This window comes from Allobosea sp. CRIB-10, from assembly GCF_900112185.1.
Lineage (GTDB): Bacteria > Pseudomonadota > Alphaproteobacteria > Rhizobiales > Beijerinckiaceae > Allobosea.
In genome coordinates this window covers 527,632-548,220 of the sequence record NZ_FOKP01000001.1, presented here as the reverse complement: position 1 = coordinate 548,220, position 20,589 = coordinate 527,632, and the positions used below count along the sequence as shown (strand labels likewise).

Sequence of the window (20,589 nt, the reverse complement as noted above, 5' to 3'; positions counted from 1 at the left end):
GCTCCTAGCGGCTCAGCGAGCCGAGAAAGTTCAGGATTTCGCGGTTGTAGAGCTCCGGCACCTCCCACCAGGGCGAATGGCCGGAATCGGGCAATATCGTCAGGCGCGCGCCGGGAATCCGGCTGGCGATCAGGCGGGCATTGGCCGGCGGTGCATAGAGATCGGCATCGCCCGTCAGGACAAGGACCGGGAAATCGAAGCGCTCAAGATCGGGCCAGCGGACGTAGGTGGCGAAGCGCAACGGAACGCGCTCGACGCCCGAGCGCGCCAGCATCGCCTTCCAGCGTATGAGGCCTTCAGGGCACTGCGCCCGGTAGGACGGGCCGAGCTCGCGGAAGTCGTGGGGAAGCCGCTCGAACTCGGGCGGCAACAGCCGCTGCAACATCGCCTGATAGTCGTCGTCGACCAGCCCGACGATGCTGCTGGAGATGACGAAGCTGAGCAGGCGCTGCGGATACGAGACGGCGAAATCGGTCGCGACCATGCCGCCGGCAGCGGTGCCGATCAGGTGGAAGCGCTCGAGCCCGAGCGCATCGACCAGCCGTAGCAGATCGGTCGAGGCCGGTGTCGTCGTGGCCGCCACGTCGCCGTCGTCGGAGCCGAAATGCCCGCGCCGGGAATAGCCGATGACGCGATAGCCGGCTTCGGCGAAGACCGGCCATTGCCGGTCCCAACATTCGCCGCTGCCGGCCGAGGCATGCAGCAGGACGATGGCCGGGCCGTCGCCGCCCGTATCCCAGGCCCAAAGCCGGACGCCGTCGCCGACATCGATTTGGGTTTCGAGCCGTGAACGGCTCGGGGGCAGGGCGGTGTTCACCGGCTCAGTCCGCCTTGAAGGCGATGGCGTCGGCCTCGATCAGCCAGGCCGGGTTCGCCAGCCCGCCGACCACAAAGGCTGTCGTCGCCGGCGGCTTGTCGGAGAAATAGCCGTTGCGGATGCCGGCATAGCCGATGATCTCCTCGGCGCTGCGGCAATAGGCGGTGATCTTGACGATGTCGTCGAAGCCCATGCCGGCCGAGGCGAGGACGGCGCCGATATTCTCCATCATCTGCCGGACCTGATCGTCGAAGGCTTCGGGGATGGAGCCGTCGGGCCGGACGCCGACCTGCCCGGCGATGAAGAGCTGGCGGCCGGGGCCGCGAGTCTCGACCCCATGCGAATAGAGATTGCGCGCGGGCGGCGCGATCGAAGCCGGGTTGTGCTGGAGCGTGGTCATCGGTCGTCTCTTGGTGGAAGGGGATGCGCTCAGGCGCCGACCTGGCTGACGAACTTGGTCGAGAGATAGGCTTCGAGCCCCTCCGTGCCGCCTTCGCTGCCGTAGCCGGAATCCTTGACGCCGCCGAACGGGGTCTCGGCCGCGGCGAGGCCGAAATGGTTGATCGAGACCATGCCGCTCTCGAGCCCGTCGGCGAATTGCGCGGCACGTTTGGTCGAGCGGGTGAAGGCGAAGGCGGCGAGGCCGAAGGGCAGGGCGTTCGAGCGCTCGATCGCCTCCTCGACCGAGCCGACCCGCACCAGCGCCGCCACTGGACCAAACGGCTCGTCGCGCATGATGCGGGCGCTGTCCGGCACGTCGGAGAGGACGGTCGGCTCGAAGAAGAAACCCTCATTGCCGATGCGGCGGCCGCCGGTTTCGAGCCTGGCGCCGTGCTGGACGGCGTCGGCGACGAAATCCTGCAGCGCATCGAGCCGGCGAGCATTGGCGAGCGGGCCCATCTGCGTGCCCGCGGCCGCGCCTGGGCCGACCTTGACCGCCTTGGCGGCCTCGGTGAAGGCGGCGCGGAAGCCGTCATAGACGGCGTCCTGCACATAGAAGCGCGTCGGCGAGGCGCAGACCTGGCCGGCATTGCGGAATTTCAGACCGACGCCGAGCTTCACGACTGCGTCGAGATCGACGTCGTCGCAGACGATGAACGGCGCATGGCCGCCGAGCTCCATGGTGGCGCGCTTCGCCTGCGCGCCCGCCAGCGCGCCGAGATGCTTGCCGACCGGCACCGAGCCGGTGAACGAGACCTTGCGGATGATCGGCGAGGCGATCAGCCGCTCCGAGATTTCGGCCGGCACGCCGAAGAGGATGTTGAGCGCGCCCTCCGGCAGGCCGGCCTCCTGGAAGCACTTGGCAAGCTCGATGCAGGCCGAGGGAGCCTCTTCCGGCGGCTTGGCGATGATCGAGCAGCCGGCGGCCAGGGCGCCGGCGATCTTGCGGACGAGCTGGGCCAGCGGGAAGTTCCAGGGGCTGAAGGCTGCGACCGGGCCGACCGGCTCCTTGATGACGATCTGGCGTGCGCCGGGGATGCGCGAGGGGATCACCCGGCCATAGGCGCGCCGGCCTTCTTCTGCATACCACTCGATATGCTCGGGCGCCGTGCCGGCTTCGCCACGCGCCTCGGCCAGCGGCTTGCCCTGCTCGCGGGTCATATGCTCAGCCATCAGCTCGGCGCGCTCGCGGACGAGCGCCGCGGCGCGATGCAGGATGCGCGAGCGTTCGAGCGCGGTCATGGCGCGCCAAGTGATGAAGCCTTTCCGTGCCGCCTCCAGGGCGGCATCGACATCGGCCGCCTCGGCGAAGCCGAGCCTGCCGATCACCGCGCCGGTGGCGGGGTCGACGACGTCGCCGGTGCGGGAGCCGGATGGCGCGCGCCAGTTGCCGGCGATGAGGAGGGGCTTGTCGAGCATGATCGATGTCCTGCGTTTGGAAGCTTGAAGGCCGCAGCTGCGCGGCCCGGTCGTTGGTCGGGGAGGGTGCGGGCGCTATTCGAGTTTGACCCCGATCGACGCGATCAGCGGACCCCATTTCGCCCGCTCGGCCTTGATGAAAGCGACGAACTCCTCCGGCGAGGTCGGCGAGGAGATCGCCTCCTGGCTTTCGAATTGCCCGACCAGCTCGTCCGAGCGGAGCGTCGCCAGGGCGGCGGCGTGGATCCTGCCGGACACCTCGGCAGGCATTCCGGCCGGGCCGACCAGCCCGTACCAATTGTCGGAGACGACCTTGGGAAAGCCGGCCTCGGCCGTGGTCGGCACATCCGGCAGGGCCTTGATGCGCTTATCCGTGGTGACCGCGAGGGCATTGACGCTCCCGGCCTGGATCTGTGGCAGCAGCACCGGGATATCGGCCGTGACCATGTCGATATGGCCGGCGATCAGGTCGTTCACGGCCGGCGCGGCGCCGCGATAGGGCACATGGGTGATGTCGACAGCCGCTTCCGCCTTGAAGAGCTCGCTGGCGAGATGGGTGATGCTGCCGAGCCCGGCCGAGCCGAAATTGACTTTGCCGGGGTTCTTCTTCGCGTAGGCGACGAGGTCGGCGAGGGTCTTGAGGCCGAGCCTGGCATTGGTGGTGATGACCTCCGGAACGCGCGACACCAGAGTGAGCGGCGTCAGGCTCGTCTCCCAATCGAACGGCATTTTCGGGATCATGAACGGCACGGTCGAGAGCGCCGCCGCGCCGGCCAGCGCGATCTGGTAGCCATCCGGTCCGGCCTTGGCGATCGCGTCGATGGCGGGCAGACCCGCTGCGCCGCCGGGGCGGTTGTCGATGACCACCTGCTGGCCGAGCCGGGCACTCATCCCGCTGGCGAGCGTGCGGGCGAAGAGATCGGCCGGGCCGCCGGCTGCGAAGGTCACGATCAGGCGGATCGGCCTGACCGGATAGCCCTGTGCGCCGGCATTGCGCGGCGCCAGCATCGCTGCCCCGGCCGTCGCCATGAATCTGCGCCTGTCCATCTCGATCCTCCTCCCGTTTATGGTTTTTCCGGCTCTGGCGGCGCGGATGTTTACGAAGGCTGCAAGGCGGGCTCGCGGATGAGGTGGGCTGCGGGCAGTCGCGCCAGCGTCGCCCGATATTCCCCGGCAATCCGTGCCACGAGCTCGCCGGCTGGCACGATGTCGTCGATCAGCCCGGCGCTCTGCCCGGCCTCGACCTTGCCGTCCTCGATGTCGCCGTCGAAGGCGGCGAGCTTCAGCGAGGCGCGCTGGAAGAGTTCGCGCCGTTCCTCGTCCGGGCATCCGGCGCGCTCGGCCGCCGCCATCGTCTCGGCGAAGCGGTTGCGCAGGACGCGGATCATCCCGAAGCCGCGGCCGACCACCATGGTGTCTGAGACGGAGGCTGCGACGACGCGGCGGCGATAATCGTCGTGCAGGCGCGCTTCCGGCGTCGCCATGAAGCGGGTGCCGAGCTGCGCGGCGTCGGCGCCGAGGGCGAGTGCGGCCGCAAGGCCCTGGCCGTCAGCGATGCCGCCGCCCAGCACGATCGGCAGCTCGGGCACGGCCTTCGCCACGGCGCGGCCGATCACCAAAGTCGAGACCAGCTCGGGCGGCGGATGGCCGCCGGCCTCGCCGCCGACCACGACGAGGCCGTCGACGCCCTTGGCAGCGGCCTTGGCGGCATGGAGCTCGGAGGCGACCACATGCAGGCAAATCGCCCCAATTGCCTTGAAGCGATCGAGATAGCGGTCCGGCCCGCCCTGCGAAGCGATGATGACGGGGACGCGCTCGTCGACCAGCAGAGCGAGGATGTCATCGACCTCTTTGCGATAGAGCGGGACGTTGACGGCGAAGGGCCGGTCCGTCTGCGCGCGGACGCCGGCGATCGCGGCCTTGAGGTCGTCGCGCCGCATCGGCCCGGCGGCGATGACGCCGAGCCCGCCCGCGCCCGAGACCGCTGCCGGCAGCGCCGCGCAGGAGGAGGCCCAGCTCATCCCTGCCTGTACGATCGGCAGATCGATGCCGACCAGCCGGGTGAAGCGCGTCTCGATGCGCAGGCTCTCGACACGCGTGTTCATGCCACCGCCTCGAGGCCGAAGAGCTGGCGCGCATGGGCGGCGAGCTTGTTCTTCTGGACCTTGGAGCTCGCGGTCATGCCGATCTGGTCGAAGCTCTCGACGATCTCGACATAGCGCGGCACCTTGAAACCGGCGAGGTGCTCCTTGCTCCAGGCGATGATCTCATCGGGCGCCAGCGAGGTGCCGCTCGCCAGGATTACGAAGGCGGCGGGCACCTCGATCAGGCGCTTGTCGGGCACGCCGACGACCTGCGCCTGCTGGATGCCGGGATGGCGGTGCAGCACGTTCTCGATATCGGCCGAGGCGACGTTCTCGCCACCGACGCGGATGATGTCCTTGGCGCGTCCCACGAAGGCGAGCCGGCCATCGGGCGAGAGGCGGCCGAGATCGCCGGTGCGCAGCCAGCCATCTTCGCTGAGGACCGCGCGGGTTTCCTCCGGCTTGGCATAATAGCCCTGCATCACGTTCCAGCCGCGCGCATAGATCTCGCCGATCTCGCCGGGGCCGGGCTCGGGGCCATCCTCGGTCGCCCGGATCTCGACCTCGACGCCGGGATGGATGCGCATCCAGCCGGCGATCCGGTCGGCGAGCGGGTCCCACCAGGCGGCAGTGCAGATATTCGGCGAGGCTTCCGACTGGCCGTAGCAGACCGCCATCTCGGTCGCGCCGAGCTGGCGCGCGATGCGCTCCATCACCGAGGGCGTCGCCGCGGCCCAGCCGCCGCGCAAGGAGAGCTTGCGCTGGGGCAGGTCGGGATGGTCGAGCAGCATCAGGAAGATCGTGTCGTTGCCCGACATCAGCGTGCAGCGCTCCTCCTCCATCAAACGGAGTGCATCGCCCGGCTCGTAGCGCTCACAGCTGACGAGGCAGGCGAGATGCTGGAGGGAGGCGATAACGGCGAGCGTGCTGCCGGCGACATGGAAGAAGGGGCGGGGGCTGAAATAACGCTCGCCCGAGCGCAGGCCGAAGAAACGGCCGGCGGAATAGGCGTCCCAGGTCATGTTGCGATGGGTCAGCACCGCCCCTTTCGGGAAGGAGGTAGTGCCGGAGGTGTACTGGATCAGCAGCGGATCATCGGCCGCCGGCACGGGGGCCGGGACGGGCTGACCGGCGCCTGCCTTCAGGAAATCAGCGAAGCTGGTCGCGCCCGCCGGAACGGTCTCGCCGAGCACGACGACGCGGGTCAGCTTGGGCAGGGCCGGGTCCGGCAGCGTCTTGTCGACCGCAGGGCAGATCTGCCTGAGGATCTCGACGAAATCGATCTTGAGCAGCCGGTCGGTCATGAACAGCAGCGAGACATCCGACTGCCGCAGCGTGTAGGCGATCTCCTCCGCCTTCAGCCTGGTGTTGACCGGCACGGTGACGGCGCCGAGCCGGGCGACGGCGTGGAACAGCACGATCCATGGGATGCTGTTGCCGAGGCAGATGCCGACATGGTCGCCCTTGCGAACGCCATGCGCGGCGAGCGCGGTCGCGACCTCATCGACCCGCGCGGCGAGGGCGGCATAGCTGATGCGCTCGCCATTGCAGACGACGGCTTCTTCCTGACCGGCCAGGCGCACGGCCCGCGCCAGCGCCTCCGGCAAGGTGTCGGCGCAGCCGAATAGTTCGGATGGCAGCTCGCTGGCGCTCATGAGCTCTTTCCCTGTGCGTCGCGTTCGGCGAAGGCTTCGAGGCCCTTGCGCCATTCGGTGTCGGCGAGTGCGCGCTCGATCGCGGCGAGCTCGATGCGGATGCCTGTGGCGAGGTCGGTCTTCTCGCCGAGCTCGATCGACTGCTTGGCGAGGGTCAGCGCCAAAGCCGGCGCCTTGGCGATTTGCGCGAGCAAGTCCGCGACGGTCGCTTCCAGTTCGTCCGGCGCGACGATGCGGTTGACGAGGCCGGCGGCCAGGGCGTCCTCGACCGGCCAGCGCCGCGCCGTGAACAGCAGCTCCTTCGCCAGCCTCTTGCCGACGACGCGCTGCAGGCGCTGCGTCGCACCGACCGTACCCCAATGCGCTTCGGGGAAGGTGAAGCTGGTGCGCTCGGAGGCGATGATGAAGTCGCAGGCCATGGCGATCTCGCCGCCGGAGCCGACCACGGGCCCATCGACGACGCAGATCACGGCCTTGCTCGAACGCTCGATCGCGTCATAGGCGGCGAAGGAGGCGAGCCGGCGCTGCCGGACCCAGATCTCGTCCTTGTCCTTGCGCTCCTTGAGGTCCGCCCCGGCGCAGAACACCGGGCCAGCGCCATCGAGCCGGACGATGCGAACAGCCGGGTCGGCCTCGATCGCCTCGAACACGGCGCGCAATTCGCGGCACATCGTCAGGTCGAGGGCGTTGCGCGCCTCGGGGCGGTTCAGCGTCACCCGCAGGATCGGGCCATCGGCGGAGATCGCGAGGCGCTCGAAGGTCATCCCGGACGGAAGAGTCTCGCTCATGCGCCGATCTCCTTCAGGCCGAATTCGGCGACGAGGGCAGCGCTGTCGGCGCCGTGCAGCGGCGGGGTGCCGAGCGACGGGGTGTCATAACCCGTGAAGCGCAGCGGGTTGCGCAGGGCCGGGAAGGTGCCGGCCGTCGGATGCTGGAACTCCGCCACCATGCCGCGCGCCTGGACATGCGGATCGGCCAGCGCCTGCGCGACCGTATTGACCTCGCCGGCCGGGACGCCGGCTGCGCGCAAGGCTTCGGCGACGTCGGCACGCTTGCGCCCAGCCAGGGCCTCGCGCATTGCCGCCATCACGCGCTCGCGCTGCTTCACCCGTTCGGCGTTGCGGGCAAGGGCTGCGTCGGCTGCGAGTTCGCCCAGGCCGAGGACCGAGCAGATCGCCTGCCAATGCTGGTCGCCGCCGCTGATATGGAGCCATTCGGCGCCGGCGCAGGCGAAGGCGGCGGAGGGGACGCGGCCGGGATGCTCGGTGCCGGTGCGCTGCGGGTCCTCGCCCAGGGCGAAGAGGCGCGCTGCGGCGATGGTCAGCAGGCTGATCTGGGTGTCGAGCATCGAGAGGTCGACATGGCAGCCCCTGCCGCTGCTGGCGCGGCCGACCAGCCCGGTCAGGATGGCGACGGCGTTCCAGAGCCCGGCGGTGAGGTCCGCCATCGGCACGCCGACCTTGGCGGGCGGGCCGTCCGGATGGCCGGTCAACGCCATCACGCCGCTCAGCGCCTGGAAGATGGTGTCGTAGCCGACGCGGTCGCGATAGGGGCCATTTTGGCCGAAGCCCGTATTGGAGACGTAGACGAGCTCCGGCTTCTCCTTGGAGAGCTGCGCATAGCCCAGCCCCATCTTGTCCATCTGGCCTGGCAGGAAGTTCTCGAGGACGACGTCGGCCTGGAGCGCAAGCGTCTTTGCCGCGGTGCGGCCGGCCGGTGTCTTCAGGTCGAGGACGATCGATTCCTTGCCGCGGTTGAAGGCGAAGAAATAGGCGCTCTCCTCGCCGACACGCGGCTCCCATTGCCGGGATTCATCGCCCGTGCCGGGCCGCTCGACCTTGATGACCCGTGCCCCCATCTCGGCCAGGATCATCGTCGCCATCGGCCCGGCGAGGACGCGCGAGAAGTCGACGATGGTGATGCCGTCGAGCGGTCTCATGCGCCGTCCCCGTCGCGGAAGCTGCGCATCAGCGCGTTGATGTCGCGCCCGGCCGCCATCGCCGCCTCGAAGGGCAATTCGGCGACGCGGTAGAACAGGCGCTTGGTCGCCTCCATCGCGACCGGCTTCACCTTGGCCCAGCCCTCGGCGATGGCGAGCGCTTCGGTGAGCACGTTTTCGGGCGCCACGACCTTGTTGACGAAGCCGAGCCGCAGCGCCTCCTCGGCGCCGACCATCCGCCCGGTGCTGACCAGCTCGAAGGCGAGCTTGCGGCCGACTGCGCGCTGCAGGCTCGTCATCACGATGGCGGGGACGATGCTGTGGCGCAGCTCGGGATAGCCGAATTTCAGGTCGCTGCCGGCGACGACCATGTCGCAGCCGATCGCGGTGCCGGCGCCGCCGCCGACCGCGACGCCCTGCACGGCGGCGACGATCGGCTTGGAGAGGCCTGGCAGCAGCATGTGCAGCCGCGTGGTCAGGTCGGCGCGGGCGACCACGGCCTTCTGGTTGGCCGGGGTGAGGTCGGCGAATTCCTTGAGGTCGGCGCCGGCGCAGAAGCCGCGCCCGGCGCCGGCCAGGACGACAGCCCGGATCGCTTCATCCGCTTGGGCCGCCAGCAGCGCGTCGAACAGCCCCTGCGTCAGGGCCGTGTCGAGCGCGTTGAGCTTGTCGGGCCGGTTCATCGTCAGGATGCGGACGGCGCCGCGGGTCTCGATGAGCAGCGGGGCAGGGGGCTGGGACATGATACCTCTTCAGGATCAGGCGACGAGGCCGAGCCCGGAACGGGCGACCATCGAATGGAGCTGGCGACCGAGAACCTCCTCGCAGCGATGCGCGGTCTCGATCAGGGCGGTGAGGTCTAGGCCGGTCGGCACGCCCATCGCCTCGAACATGTTGACGAGGTCTTCGGTCGCGACATTGCCGGTGAAGCCGCCGCCATAGACGAGCTGGGCCGGGTGGCCGCCGATGCCGCCGAAGGCGCTGTCGAAATTGCGCACGCCGGCCTCATGGGCGGCGACGCAATTGGCGAGGCCGGTACCCCGGGTGTTGTGGAAATGGGCGATCAGCGTCAGCTCGGGCACGGCCGCAGCGACGGCCTGGAACAGCGCCTTGGTGGTGCGCGGCGTGGCGAGGCCGGTGGTGTCGCCGAGCGTGACATGGCGCACGCCGAGGGCTGCGAACCGCTTAGCGTCGGCGATGACGGTCGCGGCGTCGACCTGGCCCTCGAAGGGACAGCCGAAGGCGACCGAGATCGTGCCGATCAGGCGGAAACGGCCTTGCGCGGCGGCGACCATCGCCTCGACATTGGTCCATTGCCCGGCCCGCGAGCTCTTCAGGTTGCGCTCGCTATGCGCTTCCGTCGCCGAGACCAGCAGGCTGATCTCGTTTGGTCCGTAGCCGGCTTCCGAATCGGCGACGGCGCGGGCGACGGCGCGCGGATTGGGGCAGGTCGCCTTGTAGAAGACCCCGTCATTGCGCCGGATGCCGGCGAGGACCTCGCTGGCGTCGGCGAAGGCCGGCACCACCTTGGGATTGGAATAGGAGGTCGCCTCGATCCGCTCGAAACCGACGGCGGTGAAGGCGTCGATCAGCGCGATCTTCTGCTCGCTCGGCAGGAAGACGGGCTCATGCTGCAGCCCGTCGCGGGCAAAGCATTCGCAGATGACAACCGCATCGGTCATGGCGTCAGTCCAAAAAAAAACCGGCACACGGACGAGCGGGGTTTCCGCTCCTGCGTGTGCCGGTCCGATTTGCTGTGGTCCCGCTGCCTTTGAGGGGCGTCGGGGCACAAATCTCCTAGCTGCTTTCAGGTCTATGCCCGTGTCCGGCGCGCCGTCAAGTGGCGAAATTCGGGGTGCTCATCGACGCACAAGTGGCCGGTTCCTCCTCATCGGGGCATGGCGGATGCGCGCTGCCCGGTTTGACAACCACCGTGCCCGCAGGCATTTTCGACGCTGTCAGGCGATTGGCGATGGGCGGCTTCGACGGCTGCCCAGACAAGCGATCGAACCGGCTCTTCCCGAAAATTTGCGCGGATGCGAGGCGGTTTTCGGCTGCCTTGAGCCGGCATGCGAGGTGCGCCATGACCGCCAATTCCAATCACGCCAGAGACATCGCCTATCAGCTACATCCGCAGACGAATTTCTCGCTGCATGAGAAGATCGGCCCGACGATCATCTCCCGTGGCGAGGGCTTCCACGTCTATGACGACGCCGGCAACCGCTATCTCGAAGCCATGGCCGGGCTGTGGTGCGCGGCGCTCGGCTTCAGCGAGAACAGGCTGGCCGAGGCTGCGGCGAAGCAGTTCGCGGCGCTGCCCTATTACCAGAACTTCGCGCACCGGACCTCGGAGCCGGCGATCGCGCTGTCCGAGCGCCTGATCGAGATCGCGCCGGTGCCGATGTCGAAGGTGCTGTTCCAGAGCTCGGGCTCGGAAGCCAACGACACCGCCGTCAAGCTGGCCTGGTATTATTTCCACGCGATCGGCAAGCCGCAGAAGCGCAAGATCATCGCCCGCAAGCGCGCCTATCACGGCACCTCGATCGCCAGCGCCAGCCTGACCGGGCTGCCGCATATCCACCGTGACTTCAACCTGCCGCTCGATGGCTTCCTGCATGTCACCTGCCCGCATTTCTACCGGGAAGGCTTGCCGGGTGAGAGCGAGGAAGCCTTTGCGACGCGCCTCGCCAAGGAGATCGAGGACCTGATCCTGGCCGAAGGGCCGGAGACGATCGCGGCCTTCTTCGCCGAGCCGGTGATGGGCACCGGCGGCTGCGTCGTGCCGCCGAAGGGCTATTACGAGAAGGTCCAGGCGATCCTGAGGAAATACGAGGTCCTCTTCGTCGTCGACGAGGTCATCACCGGCTTCGGGCGCACCGGCAACTGGTGGGGCTCGCAGACCTATGACCTGAAGCCAGACATGATCAGCAGCGCCAAGGCACTGACCGCCGCCTACCAGCCGCTCTCGGCCTTGCTTTTGTCGGAGCCGATCTATCAGGCGATGAAGGAGCAGAGCGACAAGATCGGCGTCTTCGGCCATGGCTACACCTATGGCGGCCATCCGATCGCCTGCGCGGTCGGCCTGGAGGCGCTGACGCTCTATGAGGAGCGCGGGCTGATCGCCGGCGCGCCGGCGCTGGGCACCCGTCTGGAAGGGCGTCTCAAGGCGCTGCTCGACCATCCGCTCGTCGGCGAGGTCCGCGGTGTCGGCCTGATGTGGGGGATCGAGCTCGTCCGCTCCAAGGCGACGCGGCAGGCTTTCGAGCCCGCGCTGAAGTTCGGCCTGGAGATCCAGCGTCTCGCCTTCGAGAACGGCCTGATCGTGCGGGCGCTCGGCGACACGCTGATCATGACGCCGCCGCTGATCATCACGCCTGAGGGCATCGACGACGCCGTCGACCGCTTCACCAAAGCGCTCGACCTCGGGCTCGACTTGCTGACGACCAAGGGCATCGCGCTGGACAAGGCCGCCTGAGGGCGGCCAGGCCGGTCTTTGTTTCACGCAATTCCGGACGCAGAACCGCTGCACACTTCTGCTGGAATTGCTTGAGCTCAGCCGCGGTTGTCGCGGATCTGGAAATAGCGCTGCACGGCGGCGCGCGTGGCGACGATCAGCGCCTCGCGCGACGGCGTGTGCACGGCCGTGGAGATCAGCCGCTCCAGCGGCGCCATGCCGTTGCTGACGTCGTAGCCGACGATGAGGCGCGAATAGAACGAGCGTGCGAGCTGGGTGACGAAGGTAGCGTCGACCGCGACGATGACGTTCGTCGCCGGGTCGATCTCGAGCACGACGCCGGCATGCTTGAACTCCTCGAACATGCTGGTGCCCTTGGGAGCGGCGGAATAGCCGCTCACCAGCACAGTCCTGACATCCGACATGACGTTCCCCTGTTTCGTGCTTGCTTGGCCAGACGGCTCTCACACTCGCCTGCCAGCTGGCAAGGGCTGAAAAGACAGGAGCAGGACGACGGTTGACAGGGGTGAAATTCCGGCGCGTACTAAATGGGCTAGGTGATTTGTGCTGGGCCTGCCCCTCTCGCGACGGGCTCCCAGAGGAACAATTCAGACCGGCGCTTTTTCTCCAGGCCGATCCGGCCGGGGTCAAAGCGCCGGTCTTTTTTTGTTTTCGGTCACCTCGGCGAAAGAACAATTCCGAGGGGTTGGCAATGACCGATAGGACAGACAGCGCAAGGCGCCGGCAGATCGCCGCGATCGTCGGGGCGGCGATTTCCGCGATGCTTCCGGCTGTCGCGAGCGCGCAGGAGAGCGTTACCGTCGCCGGCTATGGGGGCGCGATGCGCAGGGGTTTCGATGCGGCGCTGGTCAATCCCGCTGCGCAGAAGGTCGGCGTCAAGATCCGCAGCGAGACGCATGGCGATCTGCCCTCGATCCGGGTGCAGGTCCAGTCGGGCGCCCCGGCCTGGGACCTCGTCCATCTCGGCGGCGATGAATGCGCCCGCGGCGAGAGCGAGGGGCTGTTCGAGCCGCTCGATCTCTCGAAGCTCGACGATGCCGCGATCCCGGCCACGGCGCGTGGCAAGAGCTGGGTCGCGACCAACTATTATTCCGTGGTCATGGCCTGGCGCACCGACAAGGTGAAGCAGCCGCCGAAGTCCTGGGCCGATTTCTGGGATGCCAAGGCGTTCCCGGGGCGCCGCGCCGTCTCCGGCCTCGCCCAGGAGACGCTGGAGATCGCGCTGCTCGCCGACGGCGTGCCCAAGGACAAGCTCTATCCGCTCGATGTCGAGCGCGCCCTTGCTGCGATCAAGCGGCTCAAGCCGCAGATCGGCGTGTTCTGGACGACGGGCGCGCAGTCGACCCAGCTGATCAAGGATGGCGAGGTCGACCTGATCGCGATCTATGGCAGCCGGGTCTCGCCGGTGATCGAGGATGGCAGCGCGGTTCAATTCACTTACGACCAGGGCATCCTCGGCTATGGCTGCATCGCCATCCCCAAGGGCGCCGGGAACGTCGCGAAGGCGAAGGCGCTCGCGCTGGCGATGATCTCGCCCGAGATCCAGGCCAACATCATCGAGAAGATGGACAATTACGGCCCGGTCAATGCCAAGGCCTACGAGGTCCGCAAGTTCACGCCGGAACAGCTCGCCAAGACCAATTCCTCGCCGCAGAATGCCGCAAAGCAGGTGCTGATCGACGCGGCCTGGTGGGCCAGGAACGGCGACAAGGCGGAAGAGGCCTTCAAGTCGGCGATCCTGCAATGAAGGTTCCGGTTTCGATCCGGGGGCTCTCGAAGACGTTCGGTTCGTTCGAGGCCCTCAAGGACATCAATCTCGACATCGCGCCCGGCGAGTTCGTCACGCTGCTCGGCCCGTCCGGCTCGGGCAAGACGACGCTGCTGCAAGTGCTCGCCGGCTTCGTCACGCCGACGAGCGGCAGCATCCTGGTCGCGGGCGAGGAATTGCTGACGAGGCCGCCGCACCAGCGCGGGATCGGCCTCGTCTTCCAGAACTACGCGCTGTTCCCGCATATGAACGTGTTCGAGAACGTCGCCTATCCGCTCAAGCTCCGGCGCCTCTCACGCAGCGAGATCGAGACCAAAGTGCGCGGCGCGCTCGATATGGTCAGGCTGAGCCAGTTCGTCGATCGTCCCGTCGACAAGCTCTCGGGCGGGCAGAAGCAGCGTGTCGCCCTGGCGCGGGCGATCGTCTTCGAGCCGCGCATCCTCCTGATGGACGAATCGCTCTCGGCGCTCGACAAGAAATTGCGCGAGCAGATGCAGATCGAATTGCGCCATCTGCATGAGCGCCTGCACACGACGACGGTGTTCGTGACGCATGACCAGCGCGAGGCGCTGACCATGTCGGACCGGATAGCAGTGATCAACAATGGCGCCCTGATCCAGTTCGATACGCCGCGGGCGATCTACGACCGGCCGCGGACGCGCTTCGTCGCCGATTTCGTGGGGGAGACGACCTTCCTGCCGGTGGAGCTCGGGGCAGGCGGCGGCGCCAGCGTCTTCGGTACCCCCTTGCGCCTGCCCGATCATGCGGGAGCGTCGAGCGCTCCCCCCCGTGAAAGCTGGCTGGCGTTGCGGCCGGAAAAACTGGCGATCGGCCCGGTCGCCGGTCCGGAGGCCGAGGTCAATTCGTTCTCTGCCGTGGCGCGCGAGACGATCTTCCAGGGCGACAGCCTGCTGGTGATCGCCGGCTTCCCCGATGGCCAGAACATAGCCGTGCGAGTGGTGCCGCAGGAGGCCAATCGCGGGCTGGTGCCGACACCCGGCCAGCCGATCCACATCAACGTCCACCGCAACGACAGCATCCTGGTCAGCGGCGATGTCTGAGGCGCGATCCATGACCGGCGTCATTGCAGCCGCGGCGCCGGGCTTCACCGACGCGGCCTATTTCGCCCGCGCCGAGCGGCGCGAGGCATGGTCCTTCGCGCTCCTCGCCGTGCCCGGGCTCGTCGTCATCGGGCTGCTGCTGATCGTCCCGGTCGGCTGGCTCTTCGTCCTCTCCTTCATCGGCAAGGATGGCGGCGTCTCGCTCGAGAACTATGCAAGGCTGGCGCAGCCGGTTTACGTGATCACCTTCGTGACGACCTTCCAGATCGCCGGGATCGTGACGCTCGGTTCGATCCTGCTCGGCTATCCCGTCGCCTATCTGCTCTCGCAGCTCAGCCCGCGGGCGGCGGCGATCTGCATGATCTTCGTGATTCTGCCGTTCTGGACCTCGGTGCTGGTGCGCACCTATGCCTGGCTCGTGCTGCTGCAGCGACGCGGCCTGATCAATAGCTGGCTGGTTAGCCTCGGCATCATCAACGAGCCGATCCCGCTGGTGAACAACTTCATCGGCACCACGATCGGCATGCTGCATGTGCTGCTGCCCTTCATGATCCTGCCGCTCTATTCGAGCATGAAGACCATCGACACCGATTATCTGAAGGCGGCGTCGAGCTGCGGCGCCTCGCCGATGCGGGCCTTCTGGGACGTGTTCTTCCCGCTCAGCCGCCCCGGCCTCTTCGCCGGCACGGTGCTCGTCTTCATCCTGAGCCTCGGCTTCTACCTGACCCCGGCGCTGCTCGGCGGCGGGCGGGTCAGCATGTGGTCGATGCAGATCGCCACCAATGTCTCGACCTACAGCAACTGGGGCGCCGCAAGCGCGCTCGGGGTGCTGCTGCTCGTGGTGACGATCGCCATCCTCGCCGCGCTGAACAAGGTGTTCCGCGTCGACAAGCTCTATGGGGGCCGCTGATGCTGACCGCCGCCGCCAGCGCCACGCAGATCAGGCATTATCAGAGGCTCTGGCTCTACGGACTCTGCGCGCTGATCTTCACCTTCCTGATCGTGCCTTGCGTGCTGATCGTGCCGATGTCGTTCTCGGCCTCGAACTATCTCGAGTTCCCGCCGCGGGCCTGGAGCCTGCGCTGGTATCGCGAATTCTTCGACTCCGCCGAGTGGATGGATGCGCTCTGGCTTTCGCTCAGGGTCGCCGGTCTGACGACGCTGATCGCGACGCCGATCGGCACCGCGGCGGCTTACGGCCTCTCGCAGATGCCGGAGCGATTGACCAAGCCGCTGCGTATGTCCTTCCTGCTGCCGATGATCGTGCCGAACATCCTGGTCGCGATCGGTGTGTTCTTCGTCTTCGCCAAGCTCGGCCTCAACAACACGGTGACCGGCCTCGTGCTCGTCGGCATCATGCTGGCGCTGCCCTTCGTGCTGGTGACGGTGTCGAGCGGGCTGCAATCCTTTGACGGCAATCTGGAGCGGGCGGCCCGCAGCCTGGGTGCGACCCGGCTGAAGGCGTTCCTCACCGTGACGGTGCCGCAGATCAAGAGCTCGATCGCGGCCGGGGCGCTGTTCGCCTTCGTCGCCGCCTTCGACGAGGTGGTGATCGCCCTCTACATCTCCAGCGGCGAGAACTCGACCTTGCCGCGCCGGATGTTCGCCAACATCCGCGACCAGGTCGACCCGCTGGTCGCGGCAGTGTCCTCGGTGCTGGTCGTCGCTTCGATCGTACTGCTGCTCATCGTCCAGATCGCGAAGCGGCCAGAGAAGGGAGCAGCGCGATGACCGCCAGATCCGTTTCGAAGCGCGGCGACGAGGAGGCGGCCGAACTGGACTCGCTCTGCCAATACGCGATCCAGGGCGTGCACGAGGCCTCCTATCTGGAGTTCCTGCGCTTCGCGCCGCTGGAGAAGCCGGACGCCGAGATCAGGGCGACGCTGCATCCCGGCTGCGACCGGATGCGCCTGCCCGCGCATATCGAGGCGCGCGCCGGCTTCTATCTCGCGGACGCGCTGACGGCGGTCTCGCCTTCGACCTGGCCGGACGCTTTTGCCGGGGCACGAAACGTTATAGCCGGTGCTTTGCAGATTGCGGCGGGCGAACGGCAGGCCGTTATCCGCGGGGTCGGTGGCGGGCGCCACGCCTATGCCGGGCGCGCGGCGCATGGCTCCTACCTCAACCATGCGGCGATCGCGGCATCCTTCCTGCGCGAGAGCCTGCCGCGTATCGCGGTGCTCAGCCTTGGTCAGCATCACGCCAATGGAACCCAGTCGATCTTCCTGGCGCGCGCCGACGTGCTGACCGTGTCGGTTCATGGCGATCCCGCCCAGCGCTACCCCTTCTACACCGGCTATGCCGACGAGCATGGCGGCGAGGGTGCCGCCGGCGCCAATCTCAATCTCGTCCTTGGCGCAGAGGCCGATGAAACGACCGCCGATGCCGCGCTCGCCGAGGCCTGCGAGGCGATCAGGCGGTTCTCGCCCGGTGCCGTCGTGGTCGATATCGAGGCCGGGCTGACGGCGCCGTTCGACCGCCTCGCTTTGTCGGGCCCCGCCGCCGCGGCGCGCAAGCTCTCGGGCGCCCTGAATTGTCCGGTCATGGTGATCGCATGTGAGACCAGCTAGACGGCCGCGCGCCCTTGCATAGGGCGCCTGGCCGAACCCGCCTTTTTCATCAACGTCGCAAGGCATTTCGCGGTGTCCTTCCCGCAAGGACGGACACGGGCAAGCGGATGAACCGGCGCCGGCATGCGGACAGCCCGTCCGCGTGCGCGGCGCCGTTTTCATATCGGGAGGAGAAACATGACGCAGTTTTCATCGGGCATGACGATGTCGCGCTTTGCGTTTGCCGCCGCCGTGCTGATCGGCTCGGCGCCGGTCGCCATGGCGCAGGATTCGGTCACCTTCGCCGGCTTCGGCGGGCAGTATCAGGGTAGCGTCCGCAAGGCGCTGTTCGATCCGGCGGGCAAGAAGCTCGGCGTGCGCGTGCGCGAGGAGAGCCATAGCGGCCTCGCCAGCGTCAGGGTGCAGGTCCAGTCCGGCAAGCCCGGCTGGGACATCGTCCAGCTCGGCGAGGCCGATTGCGCCCGCGGCCAGAGCGAAGGGCTGTTCGAGCCACTCGACTATTCCAAGATCGATACGACCGGGATCGCGCCGCAGGCGCGGGGGACGGCCTATATCGGCAGCAACTATGTCTCGACCGTGCTGGCCTGGCAGAAGGACAAATACAAGGACAAGCCGCCGCGCAACTGGAAGGATTTTTGGGATCCGAAGGCGTTTCCGGGCCGGCGAGCCATGCACATCTATCCGCAGGAGAGCATGGAGGTCGCGCTCCTCGCCGACGGCGTCGACAAGGACAAGCTCTATCCGCTCGACGCCGACCGTGCCCTGGCCTCGCTGGCGAAGCTGAAGCCCTCGATCGACGTGTTCTGGCAATCGGGTGCCCAAGCCGCGCAGCTGCTCAAGGATGGCGAGGTCGACATGATGGTGATCTGGGGCAGCCGGGTCGCCAGCGTGCTGGCCGATGGCGCGCCGGTCGAGTTCACCTATGACCAGGCCCTGCTCGGCTTCGGCTGCTTCGGCATCCCCAAGGGCGCGGCGAACGCTGCTGCCGCCCAGCGCATGATCGCGCAGATGGTGACGCCCGAGATCCAGGCCAACATCCCCGACCTGCTGCCCTATTACGGGCCGATCAACGAGCGCGCCTTCGCGGTGAAGCAGTTCTCGGCCGAAGCGCTGGCGAAGGCCAATTCCTCGCCGCAGAACAAGGATCGCCAGGCTCCGCTCCAGCCCGCCTGGTGGGCTGACAACATCGCCCGCGTGCAGGAGCGCTACCAGGCGTTGATCGCGAAGTGAGCCTTTGAGGACTGCCCGAGATGAAGACGATCTTCCATCCCGACCAGTATGGTCACCACGTGCGCACCCGGCTTTCGGGGGGCACGCTCACCACGGCGCTGGAGGTGCCGGACCGGGCGCGCGTCCTGCTCGCGGCGGCCGAAGGCTGCACCGAGGCGGTGGTCGCGCCCGGACCGGCCGACATGGCGCTGATCCGGCGGGTTCATGACGCCGGTTATCTCGCCTTTCTCGAAACCGGCTTCGCCGCCTGGAAGCAGCGCTTCCCGGCGAGCGAGGAATTACGGCCGAGCCTGCATCCCAACGCCTATATGCGCCAGCTGCCGCAGGACCTTTTGGGGCGGGCCGGCTACTACATCGCCGATGCGGCGAGCGTGCTGCTCGCCGACAGCTGGGCGGCGATCCTCGCCAGCGGTGCGACCGCAATCGAGGCGACGGCGCGGGTGCTGAATGGCGAGCGGGCGGCCTATGCCCTGTGCCGGCCGCCGGGGCATCACGCCTATCGCGACCAGGCTTGCGGCTATTGCTTCCTCAACAATACCGCGCTGGCGGCGACCTTGGCGCGCGATCACGCCTCGCGCGTCACCATCCTCGATGTCGATGTCCATCATGGCAACGGCACGCAGCAGCTGTTCTATGATCGCGCCGACGTGCAGACCATCTCGGTCCATGCCGACCCGGCGACGGTCTACCCGTTCTATGCCGGCTATGCCGACGAGATCGGTGCGGGGGAGGGGGAGGGCTTCAACCTCAACCTGCCGGTTCCGGAGCGGGCGGACGACGAGGTCTATCTCGCCGCCGTCCGGCATGCGGTCGAGCGGGCCAAGGCCTTCTCGCCCGATATCCTGGTGATCGCGCTCGGCCTCGATCCCTCGGTGGCCGATCCCTTCGCCTGCACTGCCGTGACGACGGAAGGCTTCCGGCGCATGGGCGAGAGCCTCGCCGGCTTACGACGCCCGACCGTGATCATTCAGGAAGGCGGCTATCCCTCGCCGGTGCTGGGCGACAATCTCGCGGCGTTCCTGACCGGCTTCCAGGAGGCGATGGCGTGAGCGGTCTTGCTGCGCCCGCTCTGGACGATGCGCTGATGGCGCCGCTGCCCCAGTTCGCTGGCGATGAACTGGCGCAAATGCTGCGCGAACATTTCGGGATCAGCGGTTCCCTCGCGCGGATCAGCGGTGAGCGCGACCTCAACCTTCATGTCGCCTGCGCGGATGGCCGCGACGTCGTCTTCAAGATCTGCGGCGACTCCGACAGCGCCGAGGAGCTCGCCTTCCAGAACGCGGCGCTCACCCATCTGGCGCGGACCGATCCGGCCCTGCCGGTGCCGCGCGTGGTTGCCGCACGCGATGGCAGCACCATCGTCGTGCATGAAAGCGGCGGCCGGCGCAATCTGCTGCGCGTCCTGACCTATCTGCCGGGTGAGCCTGCCCTCGGCAGCGCCTTGTCGCGGGCCCAGCGGGTCGAGATCGGCATGCTGGCGGCCCGGCTCGATCGGGCGCTGGCTGATTTCGATCATCCGGGCGCGCACCGGGCTTTCATCTGGGACCTCGTCCACTTTGCCAGCCTGCGCGAGAAGGTCGCCTTCCTCGATACCGGCCAGCGCAAGGCTCTGGCGGAGCGCGTGCTCGATCGCTTCGCCGAGGCCGTCGCGCCGCTTCTGCCGGCGCTGCCCCGGCAGGTCATCCATAACGACCTCAACCAGAACAACCTGCTGCTGCAGCCGCAGGACGGCTCGGTCTCCGGCATCATCGATTTCGGCGACATGATCAGGACGATCCGCGTCGCCGAGGTCGCGATTGCGGCGGCGCATCTGCTCTATCGCGAGGCCGACCCGCCGAGCGCGATGGCACAGGTGGTGAAGGGCTATGCCCGGGTCCTGCCGCTCGAGACGGACGAGATCGCGGTTCTGCCGGTTCTCATCCAGGCGCGGCTCGTGACCCGCGAGCTCATCGTCTCCTGGCGCCGCCAGGCCAACCCCGCCGCGACCACCTCCTATCGCGACGATGTCAGCCGCTTCGGCTGGGAAGCGCTCGCCCGCTGCGACGCGCTATCCCCTACCGAACTCCACGCTCGCCTCGCCGAGGCCGCCGGCCTCGGCAACCGTTGACAGTCTCCCTCGGAAAGACGCTC

21 protein-coding genes are annotated in these 20,589 nt (G+C 67.8%); 9 read left to right on the top strand and 12 right to left on the bottom strand.

Annotated elements, in window-relative coordinates; genetic code table 11:
• Window positions 1-4: 4 nt before the first annotated feature.
• The 11 genes from BMZ69_RS02500 to BMZ69_RS30975 all read right to left on the bottom strand — a co-directional run bounded on the left by BMZ69_RS02500 (window position 5) and on the right by BMZ69_RS30975 (window position 10,440).
• Window positions 5-817, bottom strand: a complete 813-nt coding sequence (locus BMZ69_RS02500) for an alpha/beta fold hydrolase (protein ID WP_092154432.1) — start codon at window positions 815-817, stop codon at window positions 5-7.
• Between the two features lie 4 nt (window positions 818-821).
• Entirely contained in the window at window positions 822-1,217 is a 396-nt protein-coding gene (locus tag BMZ69_RS02495) for a RidA family protein (RefSeq protein WP_092154430.1), read from the bottom strand.
• A 29-nt stretch (window positions 1,218-1,246) separates the two neighbouring features.
• Window positions 1,247-2,680 (bottom strand): NAD-dependent succinate-semialdehyde dehydrogenase, encoded by a 1,434-nt coding sequence (locus tag BMZ69_RS02490; RefSeq protein WP_175506641.1) that lies wholly within the window; start codon window positions 2,678-2,680, stop codon window positions 1,247-1,249.
• Window positions 2,681-2,752: 72 nt separating this feature from the next.
• Window positions 2,753-3,724 (bottom strand): Bug family tripartite tricarboxylate transporter substrate binding protein, encoded by a 972-nt coding sequence (locus BMZ69_RS02485; protein WP_092154426.1) that lies wholly within the window; start codon window positions 3,722-3,724, stop codon window positions 2,753-2,755.
• Window positions 3,725-3,774: 50 nt separating this feature from the next.
• Window positions 3,775-4,782, bottom strand: a complete 1,008-nt coding sequence (locus BMZ69_RS02480) for an NAD(P)H-dependent flavin oxidoreductase (RefSeq protein WP_092154424.1) — start codon at window positions 4,780-4,782, stop codon at window positions 3,775-3,777.
• Window positions 4,779-6,416 (bottom strand): AMP-binding protein, encoded by a 1,638-nt coding sequence (locus tag BMZ69_RS02475; RefSeq protein ID WP_092154422.1) that lies wholly within the window; start codon window positions 6,414-6,416, stop codon window positions 4,779-4,781. Before BMZ69_RS02475 ends, BMZ69_RS02480 begins: the two co-directional genes overlap by 4 nt.
• Window positions 6,413-7,204 carry an enoyl-CoA hydratase/isomerase family protein gene (locus BMZ69_RS02470; RefSeq protein WP_244543168.1) on the bottom strand — a complete coding sequence of 264 codons (792 nt, stop codon included), beginning with the start codon at window positions 7,202-7,204 and terminating at the stop codon, window positions 6,413-6,415. Before BMZ69_RS02470 ends, BMZ69_RS02475 begins: the two co-directional genes overlap by 4 nt.
• Window positions 7,201-8,355: a CaiB/BaiF CoA transferase family protein gene (locus BMZ69_RS02465; RefSeq protein WP_092154417.1), complete on the bottom strand. Its 1,155-nt coding sequence runs from the start codon at window positions 8,353-8,355 to the stop codon at window positions 7,201-7,203. The genes BMZ69_RS02470 and BMZ69_RS02465 overlap by 4 nt, the downstream gene beginning before the upstream one ends.
• Complete coding sequence (locus tag BMZ69_RS02460; protein WP_092154415.1) at window positions 8,352-9,098, bottom strand: enoyl-CoA hydratase/isomerase family protein; 747 nt, start codon at window positions 9,096-9,098, stop codon at window positions 8,352-8,354. The genes BMZ69_RS02465 and BMZ69_RS02460 overlap by 4 nt, the downstream gene beginning before the upstream one ends.
• 15 nt (window positions 9,099-9,113) lie before the next feature.
• Entirely contained in the window at window positions 9,114-10,037 is a 924-nt protein-coding gene (locus BMZ69_RS02455; RefSeq protein ID WP_092154413.1) for a hydroxymethylglutaryl-CoA lyase, read from the bottom strand.
• A 154-nt stretch (window positions 10,038-10,191) separates the two neighbouring features.
• Window positions 10,192-10,440 (bottom strand): hypothetical protein, encoded by a 249-nt coding sequence (locus BMZ69_RS30975; RefSeq protein ID WP_139218955.1) that lies wholly within the window; start codon window positions 10,438-10,440, stop codon window positions 10,192-10,194.
• On the opposite strand from BMZ69_RS30975, the gene BMZ69_RS02450 reads away from it, so the two are divergent.
• Window positions 10,439-11,830 carry an aminotransferase gene (locus BMZ69_RS02450; RefSeq protein WP_092154411.1) on the top strand — a complete coding sequence of 464 codons (1,392 nt, stop codon included), beginning with the start codon at window positions 10,439-10,441 and terminating at the stop codon, window positions 11,828-11,830. The genes BMZ69_RS30975 and BMZ69_RS02450 overlap by 2 nt on opposite strands.
• A 77-nt stretch (window positions 11,831-11,907) precedes the next feature.
• Here the strand turns inward: BMZ69_RS02450 and BMZ69_RS02445 are convergent, their stop codons facing one another.
• Window positions 11,908-12,234 (bottom strand): DUF3870 domain-containing protein, encoded by a 327-nt coding sequence (locus tag BMZ69_RS02445; RefSeq protein ID WP_092154409.1) that lies wholly within the window; start codon window positions 12,232-12,234, stop codon window positions 11,908-11,910.
• A gap of 287 nt (window positions 12,235-12,521) precedes the next feature.
• Between BMZ69_RS02445 and BMZ69_RS02440 the strand changes: the two genes are divergently transcribed.
• The 8 genes from BMZ69_RS02440 to BMZ69_RS02405 all read left to right on the top strand — a co-directional run bounded on the left by BMZ69_RS02440 (window position 12,522) and on the right by BMZ69_RS02405 (window position 20,566).
• Complete coding sequence (locus tag BMZ69_RS02440; RefSeq protein WP_092154407.1) at window positions 12,522-13,577, top strand: ABC transporter substrate-binding protein; 1,056 nt, start codon at window positions 12,522-12,524, stop codon at window positions 13,575-13,577.
• Window positions 13,574-14,659, top strand: coding sequence for an ABC transporter ATP-binding protein (locus tag BMZ69_RS02435; protein ID WP_092154405.1), 1,086 nt, complete (start codon window positions 13,574-13,576; stop codon window positions 14,657-14,659). The genes BMZ69_RS02440 and BMZ69_RS02435 overlap by 4 nt, the downstream gene beginning before the upstream one ends.
• 10 nt (window positions 14,660-14,669) lie before the next feature.
• Entirely contained in the window at window positions 14,670-15,569 is a 900-nt protein-coding gene (locus tag BMZ69_RS02430) for an ABC transporter permease (RefSeq protein WP_092154403.1), read from the top strand.
• On the top strand, window positions 15,569-16,390 hold the full coding sequence (locus BMZ69_RS02425) for an ABC transporter permease (protein ID WP_092154401.1): 822 nt from the start codon (window positions 15,569-15,571) through the stop codon (window positions 16,388-16,390). The genes BMZ69_RS02430 and BMZ69_RS02425 overlap by 1 nt, the downstream gene beginning before the upstream one ends.
• Window positions 16,387-17,229 (top strand): arginase family protein, encoded by an 843-nt coding sequence (locus tag BMZ69_RS02420; RefSeq protein WP_092154399.1) that lies wholly within the window; start codon window positions 16,387-16,389, stop codon window positions 17,227-17,229. The genes BMZ69_RS02425 and BMZ69_RS02420 overlap by 4 nt, the downstream gene beginning before the upstream one ends.
• Before the next feature lie 177 nt (window positions 17,230-17,406).
• Window positions 17,407-18,459, top strand: coding sequence for an ABC transporter substrate-binding protein (locus tag BMZ69_RS02415; protein ID WP_175506635.1), 1,053 nt, complete (start codon window positions 17,407-17,409; stop codon window positions 18,457-18,459).
• A 20-nt stretch (window positions 18,460-18,479) separates the two neighbouring features.
• The gene (locus tag BMZ69_RS02410; protein ID WP_092154395.1) at window positions 18,480-19,508 is read left to right on the top strand and encodes a histone deacetylase family protein; all 1,029 of its coding nucleotides are present in this window, start codon (window positions 18,480-18,482) and stop codon (window positions 19,506-19,508) included.
• A complete protein-coding gene (locus tag BMZ69_RS02405; protein WP_092154393.1) occupies window positions 19,505-20,566 on the top strand; it encodes a phosphotransferase in 1,062 nt (353 codons plus the stop codon). Before BMZ69_RS02410 ends, BMZ69_RS02405 begins: the two co-directional genes overlap by 4 nt.
• The last annotated feature ends 23 nt before the right edge of the window (window positions 20,567-20,589 follow it).

Bases quoted from the DNA above. Each gene is read 5' to 3' on its own strand.
- BMZ69_RS02420 (WP_092154399.1), top strand. From the start codon at position 16,387: ATGACCGCCAGATCCGTTTCGAAGCGCGGCGACGAGGAGGCGGCCGAA.
- BMZ69_RS02430 (WP_092154403.1), top strand. From the start codon at position 14,670: ATGACCGGCGTCATTGCAGCCGCGGCGCCGGGCTTCACCGACGCGGCC.
- BMZ69_RS02470 (WP_244543168.1), bottom strand. From the start codon at position 7,204: ATGAGCGAGACTCTTCCGTCCGGGATGACCTTCGAGCGCCTCGCGATC.
- BMZ69_RS02460 (WP_092154415.1), bottom strand. From the start codon at position 9,098: ATGTCCCAGCCCCCTGCCCCGCTGCTCATCGAGACCCGCGGCGCCGTC.
- BMZ69_RS02415 (WP_175506635.1), top strand. From the start codon at position 17,407: ATGACGCAGTTTTCATCGGGCATGACGATGTCGCGCTTTGCGTTTGCC.
- BMZ69_RS02485 (WP_092154426.1), bottom strand. From the start codon at position 3,724: ATGGACAGGCGCAGATTCATGGCGACGGCCGGGGCAGCGATGCTGGCG.
- BMZ69_RS02480 (WP_092154424.1), bottom strand. From the start codon at position 4,782: ATGAACACGCGTGTCGAGAGCCTGCGCATCGAGACGCGCTTCACCCGG.
- BMZ69_RS02425 (WP_092154401.1), top strand. From the start codon at position 15,569: ATGCTGACCGCCGCCGCCAGCGCCACGCAGATCAGGCATTATCAGAGG.
- BMZ69_RS30975 (WP_139218955.1), bottom strand. From the start codon at position 10,440: ATGGCGCACCTCGCATGCCGGCTCAAGGCAGCCGAAAACCGCCTCGCA.
- BMZ69_RS02435 (WP_092154405.1), top strand. From the start codon at position 13,574: ATGAAGGTTCCGGTTTCGATCCGGGGGCTCTCGAAGACGTTCGGTTCG.
- BMZ69_RS02445 (WP_092154409.1), bottom strand. From the start codon at position 12,234: ATGTCGGATGTCAGGACTGTGCTGGTGAGCGGCTATTCCGCCGCTCCC.
- BMZ69_RS02455 (WP_092154413.1), bottom strand. From the start codon at position 10,037: ATGACCGATGCGGTTGTCATCTGCGAATGCTTTGCCCGCGACGGGCTG.
- BMZ69_RS02410 (WP_092154395.1), top strand. From the start codon at position 18,480: ATGAAGACGATCTTCCATCCCGACCAGTATGGTCACCACGTGCGCACC.
- BMZ69_RS02450 (WP_092154411.1), top strand. From the start codon at position 10,439: ATGACCGCCAATTCCAATCACGCCAGAGACATCGCCTATCAGCTACAT.
- BMZ69_RS02475 (WP_092154422.1), bottom strand. From the start codon at position 6,416: ATGAGCGCCAGCGAGCTGCCATCCGAACTATTCGGCTGCGCCGACACC.
- BMZ69_RS02495 (WP_092154430.1), bottom strand. From the start codon at position 1,217: ATGACCACGCTCCAGCACAACCCGGCTTCGATCGCGCCGCCCGCGCGC.
- BMZ69_RS02465 (WP_092154417.1), bottom strand. From the start codon at position 8,355: ATGAGACCGCTCGACGGCATCACCATCGTCGACTTCTCGCGCGTCCTC.
- BMZ69_RS02440 (WP_092154407.1), top strand. From the start codon at position 12,522: ATGACCGATAGGACAGACAGCGCAAGGCGCCGGCAGATCGCCGCGATC.